The organism is Mucilaginibacter lacusdianchii, from assembly GCF_009770985.1.
Taxonomy (GTDB): domain Bacteria; phylum Bacteroidota; class Bacteroidia; order Sphingobacteriales; family Sphingobacteriaceae; genus Mucilaginibacter; species Mucilaginibacter lacusdianchii.
In genome coordinates this window covers 997,766-1,012,732 of the sequence record NZ_WSRW01000002.1, presented here as the reverse complement: position 1 = coordinate 1,012,732, position 14,967 = coordinate 997,766, and the positions used below count along the sequence as shown (strand labels likewise).

Here is a 14,967-nt window from a genome sequence, read left to right as displayed (position 1 = left end):
CTTTTACCTTTTATGATTAGGCATTTATATAATTCAAAATAATGATTGTTGGTAAATTAATTAGGAAAAGCACTACTCATCAGAAATTTAAAACAAGTGACATTTAACATAAAGTTTACAAGCCAAAATTTAACTTGCCGGCTAATTCTTGTTTATGAAAAAAGTTCTGCTTTTTGTTTTGCTACTTTCCTGTAAGCTTTGTAGCTACGCCCAATATGGCGGTGCCAAGCCTGATTATAAACTGCAAGGTGGTGGTAATTGGGTAATGGCTAAAAATTACTACCTGCTTACTTTATTTGAGCAAGATAAGGGCGTAAATGCTGTATTGAAAAACGATGTCGAATTAGTGAAGCTTGCGCAAAATAAAATTAATGTGCTTAAAAATTCTCTGGCCACATGTAAGGATGCTTTATGCCTGCCTGCACAGCTCAAATTTACCGATGACGAAATACAGGCGGTAAGTTTACGCTTAACTGCGTTATACAAAACTGGTAATGCGTTGGATAGATTGGTAACCCAGCATCTGATTCCGTCGGGGGCATATATATTATATAAATCCGCTTCACCAGCCGAGTTATTGGTTAAAGCATGGGAGCAAGATTCACGGGCAGTAAATTATGCTATCAGCGTATATGCCGAAGGCAAGAAGCCCAATTATCCGGCTATTGATTCCATCAGCTTTAATGTAAAAGCCAGAAGTTATTACACTTTGATGTACGATTGCTCGGCCGAGGTAGCTGAGGCGGTTAAAAATAATCCATTATTTTATGAACCTTCTTTGCAAGCTGCCTTAACTTATCTGGAAGTAAATGAGCGCCGCCATGCAGCATTTTTTGAGCCGATGACTACTACGGCCAATAAAACGGCAGTTGCCCGAGTGCCGCAAATAAAGTGGGCCTCTTATCCTTACTCTCACATACTGGTTCCGGGGGCGGGACCAGATAATTTAATTACGCCCCTAAGTGGCGAAGGCATGCTGCGTTGTAAGGCCGCTGCCCGCGAGTATCGTGCTGGTAAAGCGCCATTTATTGTGGTATCGGGCGGAAGTGTGCATCCCTTTAAAACCAAGTATAATGAAGCGGCCGAGATGAAGGCATACATGGTTAATGACTTGCACATTCCGGAAAACGTGATTATGATTGAGCCTCATGCCCGGCACACTACAACTAACCTCCGTAATGATGTTCGTATGGTTTTTAGATACGGTATGCCTTTTACCAAACCGGGACTGATTGTTACCGATAAGTACCAAAATGACTTTATTACCAACATGGCCGAACGGTGCCGCAAGGAATTAAGTTACGTTCCCTACAAATTAGGGCAGCGGTTATCAGAAACGGCATTAGAATTTTATCCGGCTATCGAATCATTGCAGATAGATCCGGATGAACCGATGGATCCTTAAAACCTAATTGTATTGCAAAATTATCTATGAAAAAAATGTGGCTTCTGGCTGTTGTGCTTTTTTTAGCATCAACCGCCTTTATCAACAAAGCCGTTGATATGGTGCTTACACGCGAAACCACCGTAGACTCATTAGGAGCCTGCCAAGGTATTTCCTATCAAAACGGCCGTGTTTTTTTGTATGGCGATAGGGAGGTAGGGGTAATACGCGAGTATAAGCTTGACAAGGATAGTCTCATATATCAACACAGAGAAATTAAGCTCACTCAAAATGGACAGGATGTGATAGGCCATCCAACAGGTATAGCCCATCATGGCAACCTGCCGGTATTTATCGGAAACTCGGTGCGGCTAAATGCATAAGGTACACAGTGGAAAGCTGTTATGTATTCGGTTAACTGGCCGGGTTTACTGAAAACCGGCACACTTGATGGTAACCTGCTAAACACTATTGACGATGATGCCTGCATACAAGGTACGCGTCCTGAGTACGTAAAATATCACAGCAAATGGTATGTAGCCACTGCCGATTACGGAAACAAAGGCAATGAGATCCGTCTGTATGACCCGGAAAGGCTGAAGACCTGTAAACGAACCTCAGAACCGGGCGTACTATTTAAAAAGTTTGCTTGCTCACCTTGGGTGCAAAACCTGCATTACCTGGCAGATAAAAATATTCTGGTACTAATACAGAACCAAGTAGAAGGTCGCAAGTGGCGTTTTACATATGTCGATTTGGAAAAATCGCTGCAAAGCAACCAAATGTCTGTTATCAAAGAAATTGACATTGACAGTCGGATAGACGAACTGGAAGGTTTTTCTTTCTTAGACGATGGTACCAAAGGGATAGCTGTTACATCATCTCGTAAAAACAACGTTAATTATATGCTTACTAACTGGTAAAGCAGATATGATTTCGGATAAAAAAGGGCGCAGCATAACATGCTGCGCCCTTTTTATTTAATAAAAAGTTAACATTAAGTGTACAGTTTGATTAAGATAGTAAGCATAGCTTTGTTGCCAATATCACAATAGGGCTAGTGGGTTATTGTGTTTTATTTAACAAAGTAACCTTTTTGTTGCAAAGATTATTTAATCCCCTCAATTATTAACATGTAGACTCCATTTAAAGGCGCTCCAAATCCGAAAGGCAGCATTCTTTGATTTAACTGCCACTTAATCTGCTAAGCTATTATAGTTTTTCAACAATCAACACTCAATTATTTATGAACAAAAAGATTACTCCAGATCTTTTAAAGAAGGTCCGTTTTAGGCCTATATTATGTTTACTGATGGCCTTACTGTCATTAAGTATTAACGCCGTTGCCGCAGGCTCGCCCCTAATGGCGCCTATACAGGTAACCGGTACAGTAACCGACGAAAACAATCAGCCATTACCCGGCGTAACTGTATCTGATAAAGCAACTCATAAAGGTACTGTTACCGATATGAATGGTAAATACACCATTACGGTTAATGAAGGTGCTACACTGGTGTATTCATTTGTAGGTTACCTTTCTCAAGAAGCAGCCGCATCTAACCAGGCAATCAACATTAAATTAAAGCCACAATACAATATCTTGAATGAGGTAGTTGCCGTAGGTTACCAAACTATGCGCAAAAGCGATGTGAACGGCGCTATTGCCAGTGTAAAGGCAAGCGAATTAAATATCACTGCACCTACAGTAGGCCAAGCCATTGTAGGTAAAGTTGCCGGTGTACAGGTGGCGCAGGTAAGCGGTGCACCTTACCAAAGCACTAAAATACGCGTACGTGGTGTAGGCTCATTTAATGCCAGTTCCGATCCGTTGTATGTAATTGACGGTTATCCTGCAGGTAATGACGTATTTATCAACCCAGAGGATATCGAGTCGATTGACATCTTGAAGGATGCGGCATCGGCGGCTATTTACGGTTCAAGAGCATCGGGCGGTGTAGTGCTGATTACTACCAAACGTGGCAAAGAAGGCAAAGGCCGTTTCGAATACGATGTGCAAACAGGCTTTGGCCAGATTGCTAAAAAAGTAAAATTACTGGATGCCGACCAATTTGCACAGTTGATGATTGATGGCCGTAACAACTCATACCGCGATCTGTGGGTGAATGGTGGCCGTACTTGGAATGACGCCATGTATTCTGATAACAACGCTACCCGTGTTGCCAATGTAGGTAACGCATCAAGCGTACAAATCCCTACATCTATTTATGATTTTGCAAGCCAGCAACTAATTCACCAAACTATCAATACCGATTGGCAGGATGTGTTGTACAGAAATGCTTTATTTCAGCGTCATAACCTTTCGTTCTCGGGTGGAACCAAAGAAGTAAGATACTATATGAGCGGTTCTTACCAGGATCAAAACGGTGTTATTGAAAGCACTGGCCAAAAGCGGATCAATTTCCGTGCAAACATCGACGGTGATGTAAACAAAAGGTTGCACGTAGGTGGTAATATCTCTTTTACCCAAAATGATAACCGCGAAATACAGGAAGGTCGTTTTGACCGCAGCCCTGTAATGGCGGCTTTATTATACGCGCCTTTTTTACCGGCATACAATGCCGACGGTAGTCCTGCGCAATATGGTATGGCTGCTTTAACGAATGCATACGGTGTACAAAACCCTGAGAATCCTTTGGCTACGGTACAGCAACTTAAAATAAACCGTAAAGGTAACCGCAGCACCTATAATGCAAATGCCACGTATCAAATATTGCCGGGCTTGTCATTCAAAACCAACCTGGGCATGCAAACCTATAACGAGAAGTACGATTACTACCGTCCAACTACGTTAAGCAGCGGTAGCAGTGCGCCGGGATCTACCGATGCAATTAACGCAGCAACTGCCGTTGCACAATACCTTACGCAAACTGATAGGTTAGCGGAGTTTACCTTAAATTACAAAAAAGATTTTGGCAAGCACCATGTTGATGCGATTGCTGGTTATACCGCACAAAAAACATCAACGGATTTTACTAACGTATCGGCTAACGGTTTTCAAAATGATAAGATCGATGAAATAACCGGTAAAGGCGCTAATCCGGGCAACTTTACATTAAGCTCGGCCGGAAAATCTGAGTTTACGCTATTATCCTATCTGGGTAGGGTAAACTACAACTACATGGGCCGCTACTTTTTGACCGGTACATTCCGTACCGATGGTTCGTCACGTTTTGGACCACTTAATAAATGGGGTACCTTCCCATCAGTAGGTGCAGGCTGGAACCTTTCAGAAGAACCATTTTATCACAGCTGGTTAGGTGAGCAGTCTACCGTGAAATTACGTGCCAGCTGGGGCTTAAGCGGTAATTACAATATTGGTAATTACAGTGCACAAACAGTTTTCAATAGCCCTGGCGGTGCTGGTTTTGGTAACGTTATATCAACTGCATTTTCACCGGGCAGTGTCAGAGATCAAGGTTTAGGTTGGGAGTCAACGTCGCAATACAACTTTGGTATGGATTTAGGCTTACTCAAAGGCCGTTTATCCTTGATAGTTAACTATTACCTGAGCCACTCTTACAACCTGTTGTTTGACAGACCTGTTTCTGCAATTGCCGGATCATCAACAATACTTACCAACTTAAAAGATTCGAAGATTGAAAATAAAGGCTTTGACTTCCAATTGGATGCCAAGGTAATTGCTGCTAAAGACTTCAGCTTAAATGCAAGCGGAAACATTGCCATTAACAGAAATAAAGTTCTGAACCTGGGCGGTAACAGTACCATTATTTCCGCCGGTGCCGAAAGGTCTTATAAAACACACATTACGCAAGAGGGCTATCCGGTAGGTATGTTTTATGGTTTCCAGGTTGGTGGCATCGTAACCCAAGAGAACATCAACAAAGTTGCGCCGTCGGCATCATCATCAAACCCATTGCATGTGGGCGATATCTACTTTGTAGATACTAATGGCGATGGTGTGGTGAATGATAATGATAAAACTGTGATTGGTAATCCATATCCTGATTTTACTTATGGCTTCAATTTAAGCTCACGTTACAAACGCTTTGATATAAGCGCATCGTTCAACGGGTCTTATGGTGCAAAAATACTGGACGGACAAGATTACTACTTGTTTAATATGGAAGGTTCGGGTAACCAATACTCTGTAGTTGCCGATCGTTTCCGTTCTATCAGCCAACCCGGTAACGGTACTATCTACCGTGCATCACGTGGCGGTACGCAAAGCAACAGCACCAGGCTGTCTACTTTCTATCTGCAAAGCGGTAATTATTTCAGATGTACCAATATCAATTTTGGTTACAACCTGCCTGCCTTGCTTAAAGGTAAACTGGGTATTACAAACGCCCGCATTTTTGCCAGTATAGATAATGCCTTTACTATTACCAAGTACAAAGGTTACAATCCGGAGGTAGATTATAACTACAGTATGAACACTAGTACTTCTAGCGTAGGCGGTGGCAGTGCTAACCTTACACCGGGTGTAGATTACGGCCTTTACCCGCTGGTGCGTACTTATAACTTAGGTGTCAGAGTAACTTTTTAATCGGTTAAACATTCCATCATGAATAATAAGAAATTAGTATTAATGTGTGTACTCACATTATCCATAGCAACCTCTTGTAAAAAAGACTTTTTGGAACTGAGCAATCCAAATGCGGTATCTGTTCAGGATTATTTTACATCTGAAAACGATGTGTTGCTGGCTGTTAACGGTATTTACCAATCGTTGCGGAGTGGCGATAATATAGGCGAAAACAGCGGTTTGTATACCGATGAGCGCTCGGATGACACCGGCCGTAACGATAACCAGTCGAACGCCGGTGAGCCGTTCCAGTTTAATGATTTTTCTTTGCTGCCAAGCAATACTAACCTGAAAAGCCATTGGAACTCATTGTATGTTACCATATACAGAGCCAACACGCTGCTGAGCAATATTGATAACGTTAAGTTCAGTAATCCGGATACTAAAGCCGGTTACATGGCAGAGGCTAAATTTTTACGTGCCCTAATCTATTTTCATTTGGTGCGTAAGTGGGGTGATGTGCCTTTGGTTACCAAGCAATTAAATACACCGGCCGAAATTGATGCTAACACTTTCAGAGAAAAGCAATCCGTAATTTATGCGCAGATTGTGGCTGATTTAAAAGATGCATTAAACAGCAAGTTGCCAAACCTGCAAACCAGTGCTACTACCGGCAGGGTTACCAAATCGGCTATCAATACCTTGTTAGGCCAGGTATATTTAACCATGGCTACCACGCAAGATCAAACTGCCAGACAGGAAAACCTGACTAATGCCAAAACCTACTTAACGGATTCTTACAACATGCGCGGCTTCGGCTCGTTATCAGAAATTCCTTACACTGATGTTTTTGATATTACCAAAAAGACGACTTGTAAAGAATTAATATTCCAGATCGTAAATATCCAGGGCGATCCTAATTACAGTTCAAGTGTTGCGTTCAATAACCAGGCACAGGGCGAAACCATCAATTCCCTCAGAACATCTAATGGTGTAGGTGCAAATGTTACGCACGATTTGATCAATGATTATGAAGCGAACGATTCGCGCATGGCTTACTCGGTTAAATTTGCCAACCATCCAAACGTAAAAGATTGGTTTGTTACTAAATACCGTGATGCCAGTGCCCAGGCGGGTACCAACGCCTATGGTGGTAACGATTGGATACTGATGCGTTATGCAGATGTGATTTTGATGTTGGCCGAGGTGAACATGTATTTGGGCGATAATGCTGCTGCTATTCAGTACCTGGATATGGTACGCGCCCGTGCAGGTGTGCCGAGCTATGCGGTAGCGATGACGAACGCCGCTTACAGCGCCAAATATCCAACCCTTAAACTGGCTATATTACATGAACGCCGTGTAGAACTAGCTTTTGAGCACCACCGTTGGTTCGATTTACTGCGTACCTTCACTACCGAAGAGCTGGTAAGCTACTTTAAAGCTAAAAACCAAGCTGATTTCGGAATTGCCAAGCTGTCTAATTTCACTACCAAAGACCGCTATTTCCCAATTCCGTTTGATGAGTACAAACTGAACCCCGAGAAAATGTACCAAAACCCGGGATATTAATATCTAATAAAAAGGAGAGAGTTTTCTCTCCTTTTTATTTTAAGGCATATTCCTTCTTTCTGTTTTTAAATATAACATCAATGAAAAATGTACTGATAGCTATTGTTGCTTTACAGCTTATTACCGGCTTAGCCTGCGCACAAAACAAGGTAATGGTAGCGGCCCATCGTGGTGACTGGCGCAATGCGCCCGAAAACTCACTCCGGGCATTTACCCAAGCCACGGCAATGGGCGTAGATATAGTGGAACTGGATTTAAACAAAACTAAAGACGGCGTTATCGTTATTATGCACGACCAAACTATTGATCGTACCACCAACGGTAAAGGCCGCCCCAGCGACTATACTTTTGAAGAAATACGCAAGTTTGGCTTGCGCAACGGTCTGGGCCGCGTAACCAATAATCCGATACCAACTTTAAAAGAAGTAATGCTTGCCCTTAAAGGAACCGGTGTAATGGTGAACCTGGACAAGAGCTACGATTACTTCAACGAGGCTTACGCTATTTTACAGGAAACCGGCACTTTGAAGCAAGCTATTTTCAAAGCCGAAGTGACTTATGATGAGTTAAAGCAAAAATATCCCGATTTAATAAGTCATATTGCTTACATGCCCATTGTTAATTTAGATAGGGCCAATGCCAAACAGATTATATCGGCTTATTTGAAAAATATGAAGCCCTATGCCTTTGAGCTGAATTTTAAACAAGATACTTCGGGTGTACTAGCTGATAATAGATTTATCTCTCAGGCAGGTACCAAAGTGTGGTTAAACTCTTTATGGGCCTCGTTAGATGCCGGGCATGATGATGATAAGGCGGTTGAAGAGAATAACAAAAAAGATAGCTGGGACTGGCTGATTGCGCATGGTGCCACCATTATGCAAACCGACAGACCCAAGGAAATGCTGGAGTATTTAAAAATAAAAAAGTTGCATAAGTAACCTCCTATAGCACTTCTATATAATTAAAACACAAAAAGCAGACCCAGTTCTGCTTTTTGTGTTTTAATTACTAATCTAGTTTATGAAAGTAGTAACTTATTTTCTGAATGCCCGTAAAAAACATGACGAAAGTTATATAATCCCTGATTGATGAGTTTTACAGTGCGTTCAGATTCTGCGAATATGCAGAAGGTCAATATCTTCATTGAAGGTGATTTGATTGTGAGGGATGCTGCTGAAATTAAAAATGCGCTTGTGAACTTTCTGCAAAATCATAATCAGGCCGATGTTTACTTACATAACATCTCGCGGATAGATATTGCAGGTTTGCAATTACTGGCGGCACTTAAAAAGGGTGCTGTAATATCTGGTAAAACTTTCCAATTATTTGCCGATCATTCAATCTACCTCCAAAATATTTTAGCGATTTCTGGTTACAACAACCTGTTTTAAATTAGATAGTGTGAAAATGCGCACAGTATTATTAGTTGACGATTCTGACATGGTGCTCAGGTTGGCAGGCTTTGCCTTGAAAAAAGCCGGTTACCAAGTAATTACAGCATCCGATGGCGAAGATGGCGTAACGCAGCTTAACGGTCAGGAGATTGATTTGCTGATTACTGATCTGAACATGCCTAACAAAGATGGAATTGCGTTAATCCGTCAAATGAGATCTATGCCGTATTACCGGTTTTTGCCGGCTATATTATTTATGTCTGATCCGTATAAAAACGTTGAGGAGAATATCAGAAACTCAGGCGCCACTGTTTTATTCGATAAAGATGGCATTAAAGATATGCTGATTGCAACCGTAAAAAAAATGATAGGCTGATGGAGCAGTACAAAGACAATTATATAGAAGAAAGCCTGGAGCTGCTCTCCGAGCTGGAAAAGGCACTGCTCTTGTTGGAAATAACGCCGAACGATCCCGAATTAATACAAGAGGTTTTCAGGGCGCTGCATACCATTAAAGGTAACAGCAGCATGTTCGGTTTTGCAATTGTGGCAGATTTTACGCATTATCTGGAGTCGGTTTATGAATATATCCGTAACGGGCAGCTTAAAATTACAAAGCCTATTTTAAATATTACACTGGCAGCGGTAGATCATTTGTTTACGCTGGTTAAACATCCTGATGATCACAACCAGGTATTAAGCGAAACCCATTTAGCGCTTAATGCGAAAATGGACAGTTTATTGAAAGAGCTGAACGTTAACCCGGCAGAAACAGGTAGTCAATTCTTGTCTGCTTCGCAAAATGCCGAACTGAGCAGCAAATTAAAAACGTATGTTATTCATTTTGCCCCGCATCAAAATATATTTTACAATGGAACCAATCCATTAACGCTGCTGGCCGAGTTACAGGCTTTGGGTAACTGTCAAATAGTATGCAACACAGCAGATGTTCCGCTACTGGAAAATATTGAGCCGACCTACTGTTATACAACTTGGGATATTACGCTTCAAACCGAAGCAGAGCTAGAAGCGATACAGAAAATTTTTGTATTTGTAACGGGGCAATGTACGCTTGATATAACTATTGTGCAGCCCGAGGCCCAGCAAGATAATTTGCAGGTGAGGGGTAGTGAACTTACTGCACCAGATCCGTTTGCAACAGCAGCTTTCGAAAAGGTTATTGGTTCGGATAAAAGCAATGTGATTTCCAGTATCCGGGTACCGTCCGAAAAGCTGGATACCTTAATGAGCCTGGTTAGCGAACTGATTACCCTGCAAGCCAAGCTTGGAACTTTAGCGGAGCAAAATCCGCAATCGGAGTTATTGGGCGTTTCCGAGAGTTTTGAAAAAATACTGACTCGCCTTAGAGATAATGCTTTTAGCTTATGTTTAGTGCCGGTTAAAACGATGCTAACACCGTTTAATCGTTTGGTTAGAGACCTGGCCGGTGAGCTGAACAAACAAATTGAATTTGTAACAGAGGGTACGGATACGGAACTTGATAAAAATATCATAGAAGGCTTGTCAGATCCATTGATGCACTTACTAAGAAACAGCATCGATCATGGTATTGAAGATGAGCAAACGCGCGTAAGCCTTGGTAAAAGAAAGCAAGGCCGGATATTATTTAAAGCGTATTGTGCCGGTACCAATGTTTACATAGAAATACAAGACGATGGCAAAGGTATTGATCCCGAAAAAATTAAGGCCAAAGCCATTGAAAAAGGTTTAATAGCTAAGGATGAAGCATTAACCGAAGCCGAGATATTTAATCTGATTTTTTTGCCGGGCTTTTCTACTGCCGAGCGTATAAGCACTATATCGGGCCGCGGCGTCGGTATGGATGTGGTAAAGCGGAAAATTGAAAGCATTAGGGGGCAAATTAAAATTAGTTCAGTTGTTAATCGCGGTACCACTATAACCATTAAACTACCTATTACGGTTTCTATCATTGATGGGCTGTTGGTGCAGGTAAGTGGTGCTCCGTTTGTTATTCCGCTATCGTCAGTTGAGCGGTGCCTGGAAGCACCGGCCGTTCAACAAATCAGCCGGTTTAATAAAGTTTTAATTCTGGATGGTCAGCAGGTGCCATACATCGATCTGGCCGAAGAATTTGGAGGGTCGCCAGCAGATGACCGTTCGCGCGAGGTAGTGCTGGCTTATTTTGAAGAAAAACGCATTGCCTTTATGGTCGACAGTGTATTAGGCAAATTTCAGGCAGTGTTAAAACCTTTAGGACTGCTTTATCAAACCATACAGAACATATCGGGCGCTACCATTTTGGGTGATGGCAACATTGCCCTGGTTTTGGATACCAACAAGGTAGCCGAACAATATTTACAAAGAAAAAGATCAGCTCATGTCAGCTAATACAGAAATAAACGCTTATTTAACTTTTAAGCTCGACGAAGAGCTGTTTGCTATCAACGTAAGTCAGGTGCTTGAAATTTTGGAGATGAAGCCCATTACCAAAGTTCCCGGAGCACCCGATTTTATGAGGGGAGTAATTAACCTGCGGGGCAATATCCTGCCGGTTGTTGATGCCCGCACCAAGTTTAAAATGCAACCTGCTGATGCCACTATTGATACCTGCATTGTGGTATTAAGTATTCAAACAGATAAAGATCCTTTACTGGTTGGCGCCGTGGTTGACGCTGTTCAAATGGTAATTGACTTACCCAAAGAGCAGATATTGCCGCCAGTTAGTATAGGTGCTGCTTATCGCGAAGACTTTGTAACCGGTATTGGTAAAGTGGATGACGAGTTTGTCATGATTTTAAATATTGATAAAGTTTTTTCGGCAGAGGAAGCATTAGCAGGATTAGAACACTAACAAGCATTAAACAAGAAAATTTAAATCATGAATAAATTAAAGGTTTCTGCCAAGCTGTACATGCTGGTTGGAATATTGTTACTCATCATTGCTATCATCGGCTTTAATGCAGAGCACGACCTTAAAGAGGTCAACTCCTCTCAGGAGGCCATGTTTAAAGATGACGTTTTGCCCTTGAAACAATTGAAAGTGGTATCAGACAAGTATGCAGTTAATATTGTTGATGCCGCTCATAAAGTTCGGAACGGTAATATTAGCTGGCAGGCAGGATATAACGATGTTGCGCAGGCACGCACAGATATTCAGGTAAACTGGAGTAATTATCAAAACACAAACCTAGCACTCGAAGAGAAAGAGCTTGCAGAAAAAGTAGTACCGCTGATACAAAATGCAAATACATCTATAGACCACTTGCAGGATATTTTAAGACAAAAAGATTCGGTAGCACTAAATGCTTATGTAAAAGCCGAATTGTATGCCAAAATAGATCCGGTAACAGAAAATATTAACAAGCTTATTGACTTGCAATTAAAAACTGCCGATAGTGCTTATAAAAATTCTGGTGTAATTTACCAGGATGCTCGTTGGCAGTCTCTTTACCTCGTTATTGGTGCAATGGTGTTTGGCTTGGCTTTCTCGTTGCTGATTGTGCGTAATATAGAAAGCATAGTTAAAAAGCTGAAAGAACTGGTTGCGTATGTACAAACAGCATCTGATAATATATCTGCCGCAAGTGCCGAAATGAGCGCATCTGCACAGCAAATGTCAGAAGGAGCAACTGAACAGGCGGCCTCGGCCGAGCAGGTATCATCGGCAATGGAAGAAATTGTGGCTGGAATACAGCAAAACACAGATAATGCACGTGTAACCGAAAAGATAGCCTTGGAAGCTGCCAGCCATATTGTGGAAGGCAGTAAGGCCGTAAATCACACGGTACAATCAATGAAAGATATTGCCGAACGTATTTCCATCATAGGTGATATTGCCCGGCAAACTAATTTGCTGGCATTAAATGCTGCTGTTGAGGCTGCCCGCGCCGGAGATTACGGACGTGGATTTGCCGTAGTAGCCGCCGAAGTAAGAAAGCTGGCCGAACGTAGCCAGGTAGCTGCTTTGGAAATCAATAATTTATCAAGATCAGGCGTTGCCATTGCCGAAAAATCCGGTCATTTATTAGAAACCATTGTTCCAGAAATTCAAAAAACCGCAAGACTGGTGCAGGAGATAAGTCTGTCCAGCATTGAGCAAAACAGTGGTGCAGCAGAAGTAAACAATGCCTTGCAGCAACTAAATCAGGTTATTCAGCAAAATGCCGCCACTTCTGAAGAAATGGCTGCTAGTTCAGAAGAGTTGGCCAGTCAGGCAGATCAGCTGAGAGATGTCATCAATTTTGATATTGGCCGCGATGTGCAAGTAAGGCAGCCATACTCGGCCCCAAGTGGTAACAGACGTGTTGGCGTTTCATCACCTGTTAAAAGTCAGCCATTAAAAAGAAAGACTACTACTGTACCCAAAAGTCGCTCAGGCGTTTACTTGGACATGAATGATAGCGATGTGTTGGATGATAAATACGAACGGTATTAAAGTAACAATAACAATACTTATAAACAGTAGTCAATTATGAATCGTATCAAAATATCAACAAAGCTCTTCATTCTAGCTTTTCTCTCATCAGCCATACTGGTGGTAATGGGAGTTTATAGCCTGAATAACATGAGTAAAGTAAACCGTTCTTTAGAAACAGTGTATAAAGACCGGGTTATCAGCTTAAAGCAATTAAACATGGTGGCTGCCACATATGGTATTAATATTTTAAACAGTACCCACCAAATGGGTAAGGGGCACCTTGATTTTAAAACCGGCGATCAGGGCATCTTAGCGGCCCAACAAAACATTAAAGAGGGCTGGAAAGCTTATCGGCAGGCCGGAAATACACCCGAGGAAAAAATAATTGCTGCCGACGCTGAAAAACTGATGATGAATGCAGAAGCAGTACTAGGTCAGCTACATGGTATTTTGCAAAAAGGTGATAAAAAGGCGTTGCACAATTTCATTGCCAACACCCTTCATCCAGGTATTGAGCCTGCTATTGATAAGATAGCACAGCTCATTAACATTCAGCTTACCGTGGCCGAGCAAGAGTACAAACAAGGTGAGGCTATTTATGCGTCTACTAAGCAAAATGCCAGTATATTTATTGTAGTGGGTATCGCCATTTCAGCAATTGTATCTTTATTAATCATTAAAAGTATACGCCGTTCTATCAAACATGCATCGGTGGTTATATCGCAATTAGCAAACGGGGATTTAACCGTAAACATGGAAGCTAAAAGCGATGATGAAATAGGCGCTTTACTAGGTTCTTTAAAAGAAATGATTGGTAAAATCAAAGAAGTAATTACCTACGTAAATTCGGCGTCAGAACATATTGTGGCTGCCAGCCAGGAACTAAGCTCGTCATCACAGCAGATGTCTGAAGGTGCAACCGAACAGGCTGCCGCTACAGAACAGGTTTCATCTTCTATGGAAGAGATGGTAGCCAACGTTCAACAGAATACCGAAAATTCGTTGGAAACCAAGAAAATTGCCTTGAAAGCATCTGCTGATGCAAAGCAGGGCAGTGGCGCTGTGCAAGAAACGGTAATTTCCATAAAATCTATTGCTGATAAGATAAATATCATCAGCGAGATTGCACGGCAAACTAATATCCTGGCGCTGAATGCTGCGGTTGAAGCAGCACGGGCAGGCGATCAGGGGCGTGGGTTTGCCGTAGTAGCTGCCGAGGTACGGAAGCTGGCCGAAAAATCGCAAAGCGCTGCAACAGAAATTATTGAATTATCCCGAACCGGTGTAGGCATAGCCGAAAAATCGGGTAACTTACTGGATTTAATGGTGCCTGATATACAGCATACCGCGCGTTTGGTAGAAGAAATAAGTGAATCCAGCGCTGAGCAGAATTTGGGTGCCGAGCAAATTAATGATGCTTTGCAGCAGCTTAACCAGGTTACCCAGCAAAACGCAGCCACATCTGAAGAAATGGCCGCCAGCGCCGAGCAGCTATCAGCACAAGCAGAGCAGTTGAAAGAGCTGATCTCGTTTTTCAAGCTTGATACTGAGCCAAAGATGAAAAGGATGATGTCCGCACGTACGGCAGTGTCGTCAAAAGGCCGTTTGTATGGAAGTGGTAAATCCAGTTACGCTCCGAAATACAAAAACAACGGCGTAAAGATTAATATGGATTCGCTTGATGACGAATACGAGAAGTTTTAATATC

The 14,967-nt window shown here is 42.1% G+C and carries 12 protein-coding genes; all 12 read left to right on the top strand.

Translation table 11 applies throughout. The annotated features are described in order from the left end of the window. The first annotated feature begins 154 nt into the window (after positions 1-154). The 12 genes from GPM24_RS11290 to GPM24_RS11240 all read left to right on the top strand — a co-directional run bounded on the left by GPM24_RS11290 (position 155) and on the right by GPM24_RS11240 (position 14,963). On the top strand, positions 155-1,405 hold the full coding sequence (locus GPM24_RS11290; protein WP_158826857.1) for a YdcF family protein: 1,251 nt from the start codon (positions 155-157) through the stop codon (positions 1,403-1,405). A 26-nt stretch (positions 1,406-1,431) separates the two neighbouring features. Then, positions 1,432-1,767 (top strand): hypothetical protein, encoded by a 336-nt coding sequence (locus tag GPM24_RS22135; RefSeq protein ID WP_199269727.1) that lies wholly within the window; start codon positions 1,432-1,434, stop codon positions 1,765-1,767. 21 nt (positions 1,768-1,788) lie between these two features. Then, positions 1,789-2,307, top strand: coding sequence for a hypothetical protein (locus tag GPM24_RS22130; RefSeq protein WP_199269726.1), 519 nt, complete (start codon positions 1,789-1,791; stop codon positions 2,305-2,307). A gap of 323 nt (positions 2,308-2,630) precedes the next feature. Beyond that, a complete protein-coding gene (locus tag GPM24_RS11280) occupies positions 2,631-5,912 on the top strand; it encodes a SusC/RagA family TonB-linked outer membrane protein (RefSeq protein ID WP_158826856.1) in 3,282 nt (1,093 codons plus the stop codon). An 18-nt stretch (positions 5,913-5,930) separates the two neighbouring features. After that, positions 5,931-7,463, top strand: a complete 1,533-nt coding sequence (locus tag GPM24_RS11275; protein WP_158826855.1) for a RagB/SusD family nutrient uptake outer membrane protein — start codon at positions 5,931-5,933, stop codon at positions 7,461-7,463. Between the two features lie 80 nt (positions 7,464-7,543). Further along, positions 7,544-8,404, top strand: a complete 861-nt coding sequence (locus GPM24_RS11270) for a glycerophosphodiester phosphodiesterase family protein (RefSeq protein WP_158826854.1) — start codon at positions 7,544-7,546, stop codon at positions 8,402-8,404. 147 nt (positions 8,405-8,551) lie between these two features. Further along, positions 8,552-8,857, top strand: a complete 306-nt coding sequence (locus GPM24_RS11265; RefSeq protein WP_158826853.1) for an STAS domain-containing protein — start codon at positions 8,552-8,554, stop codon at positions 8,855-8,857. Positions 8,858-8,873: 16 nt separating this feature from the next. Continuing rightward, positions 8,874-9,236, top strand: a complete 363-nt coding sequence (locus GPM24_RS11260) for a response regulator (protein WP_158826852.1) — start codon at positions 8,874-8,876, stop codon at positions 9,234-9,236. Next, a complete protein-coding gene (locus GPM24_RS11255; protein WP_158826851.1) occupies positions 9,236-11,230 on the top strand; it encodes a chemotaxis protein CheA in 1,995 nt (664 codons plus the stop codon). The genes GPM24_RS11260 and GPM24_RS11255 overlap by 1 nt, the downstream gene beginning before the upstream one ends. After that, positions 11,220-11,693 (top strand): chemotaxis protein CheW, encoded by a 474-nt coding sequence (locus tag GPM24_RS11250; protein ID WP_158826850.1) that lies wholly within the window; start codon positions 11,220-11,222, stop codon positions 11,691-11,693. The genes GPM24_RS11255 and GPM24_RS11250 overlap by 11 nt, the downstream gene beginning before the upstream one ends. A 27-nt stretch (positions 11,694-11,720) precedes the next feature. Continuing rightward, positions 11,721-13,277, top strand: coding sequence for a HAMP domain-containing methyl-accepting chemotaxis protein (locus GPM24_RS11245; RefSeq protein ID WP_158826849.1), 1,557 nt, complete (start codon positions 11,721-11,723; stop codon positions 13,275-13,277). A 36-nt stretch (positions 13,278-13,313) separates the two neighbouring features. Then, on the top strand, positions 13,314-14,963 hold the full coding sequence (locus GPM24_RS11240) for a methyl-accepting chemotaxis protein (protein ID WP_158826848.1): 1,650 nt from the start codon (positions 13,314-13,316) through the stop codon (positions 14,961-14,963). The last annotated feature ends 4 nt before the right edge of the window (positions 14,964-14,967 follow it).

What these genes read in the sequence shown, in the direction of transcription:
- GPM24_RS11275 (WP_158826855.1), top strand. Translation starts at nt 5,931, where the DNA reads ATGAATAATAAGAAATTAGTATTAATGTGTGTACTCACATTATCCATA.
- GPM24_RS11290 (WP_158826857.1), top strand. Translation starts at nt 155, where the DNA reads ATGAAAAAAGTTCTGCTTTTTGTTTTGCTACTTTCCTGTAAGCTTTGT.
- GPM24_RS22135 (WP_199269727.1), top strand. Translation starts at nt 1,432, where the DNA reads ATGAAAAAAATGTGGCTTCTGGCTGTTGTGCTTTTTTTAGCATCAACC.
- GPM24_RS22130 (WP_199269726.1), top strand. Translation starts at nt 1,789, where the DNA reads ATGTATTCGGTTAACTGGCCGGGTTTACTGAAAACCGGCACACTTGAT.
- GPM24_RS11270 (WP_158826854.1), top strand. Translation starts at nt 7,544, where the DNA reads ATGAAAAATGTACTGATAGCTATTGTTGCTTTACAGCTTATTACCGGC.
- GPM24_RS11250 (WP_158826850.1), top strand. Translation starts at nt 11,220, where the DNA reads ATGTCAGCTAATACAGAAATAAACGCTTATTTAACTTTTAAGCTCGAC.
- GPM24_RS11240 (WP_158826848.1), top strand. Translation starts at nt 13,314, where the DNA reads ATGAATCGTATCAAAATATCAACAAAGCTCTTCATTCTAGCTTTTCTC.
- GPM24_RS11255 (WP_158826851.1), top strand. Translation starts at nt 9,236, where the DNA reads ATGGAGCAGTACAAAGACAATTATATAGAAGAAAGCCTGGAGCTGCTC.
- GPM24_RS11260 (WP_158826852.1), top strand. Translation starts at nt 8,874, where the DNA reads ATGCGCACAGTATTATTAGTTGACGATTCTGACATGGTGCTCAGGTTG.
- GPM24_RS11245 (WP_158826849.1), top strand. Translation starts at nt 11,721, where the DNA reads ATGAATAAATTAAAGGTTTCTGCCAAGCTGTACATGCTGGTTGGAATA.
- GPM24_RS11280 (WP_158826856.1), top strand. Translation starts at nt 2,631, where the DNA reads ATGAACAAAAAGATTACTCCAGATCTTTTAAAGAAGGTCCGTTTTAGG.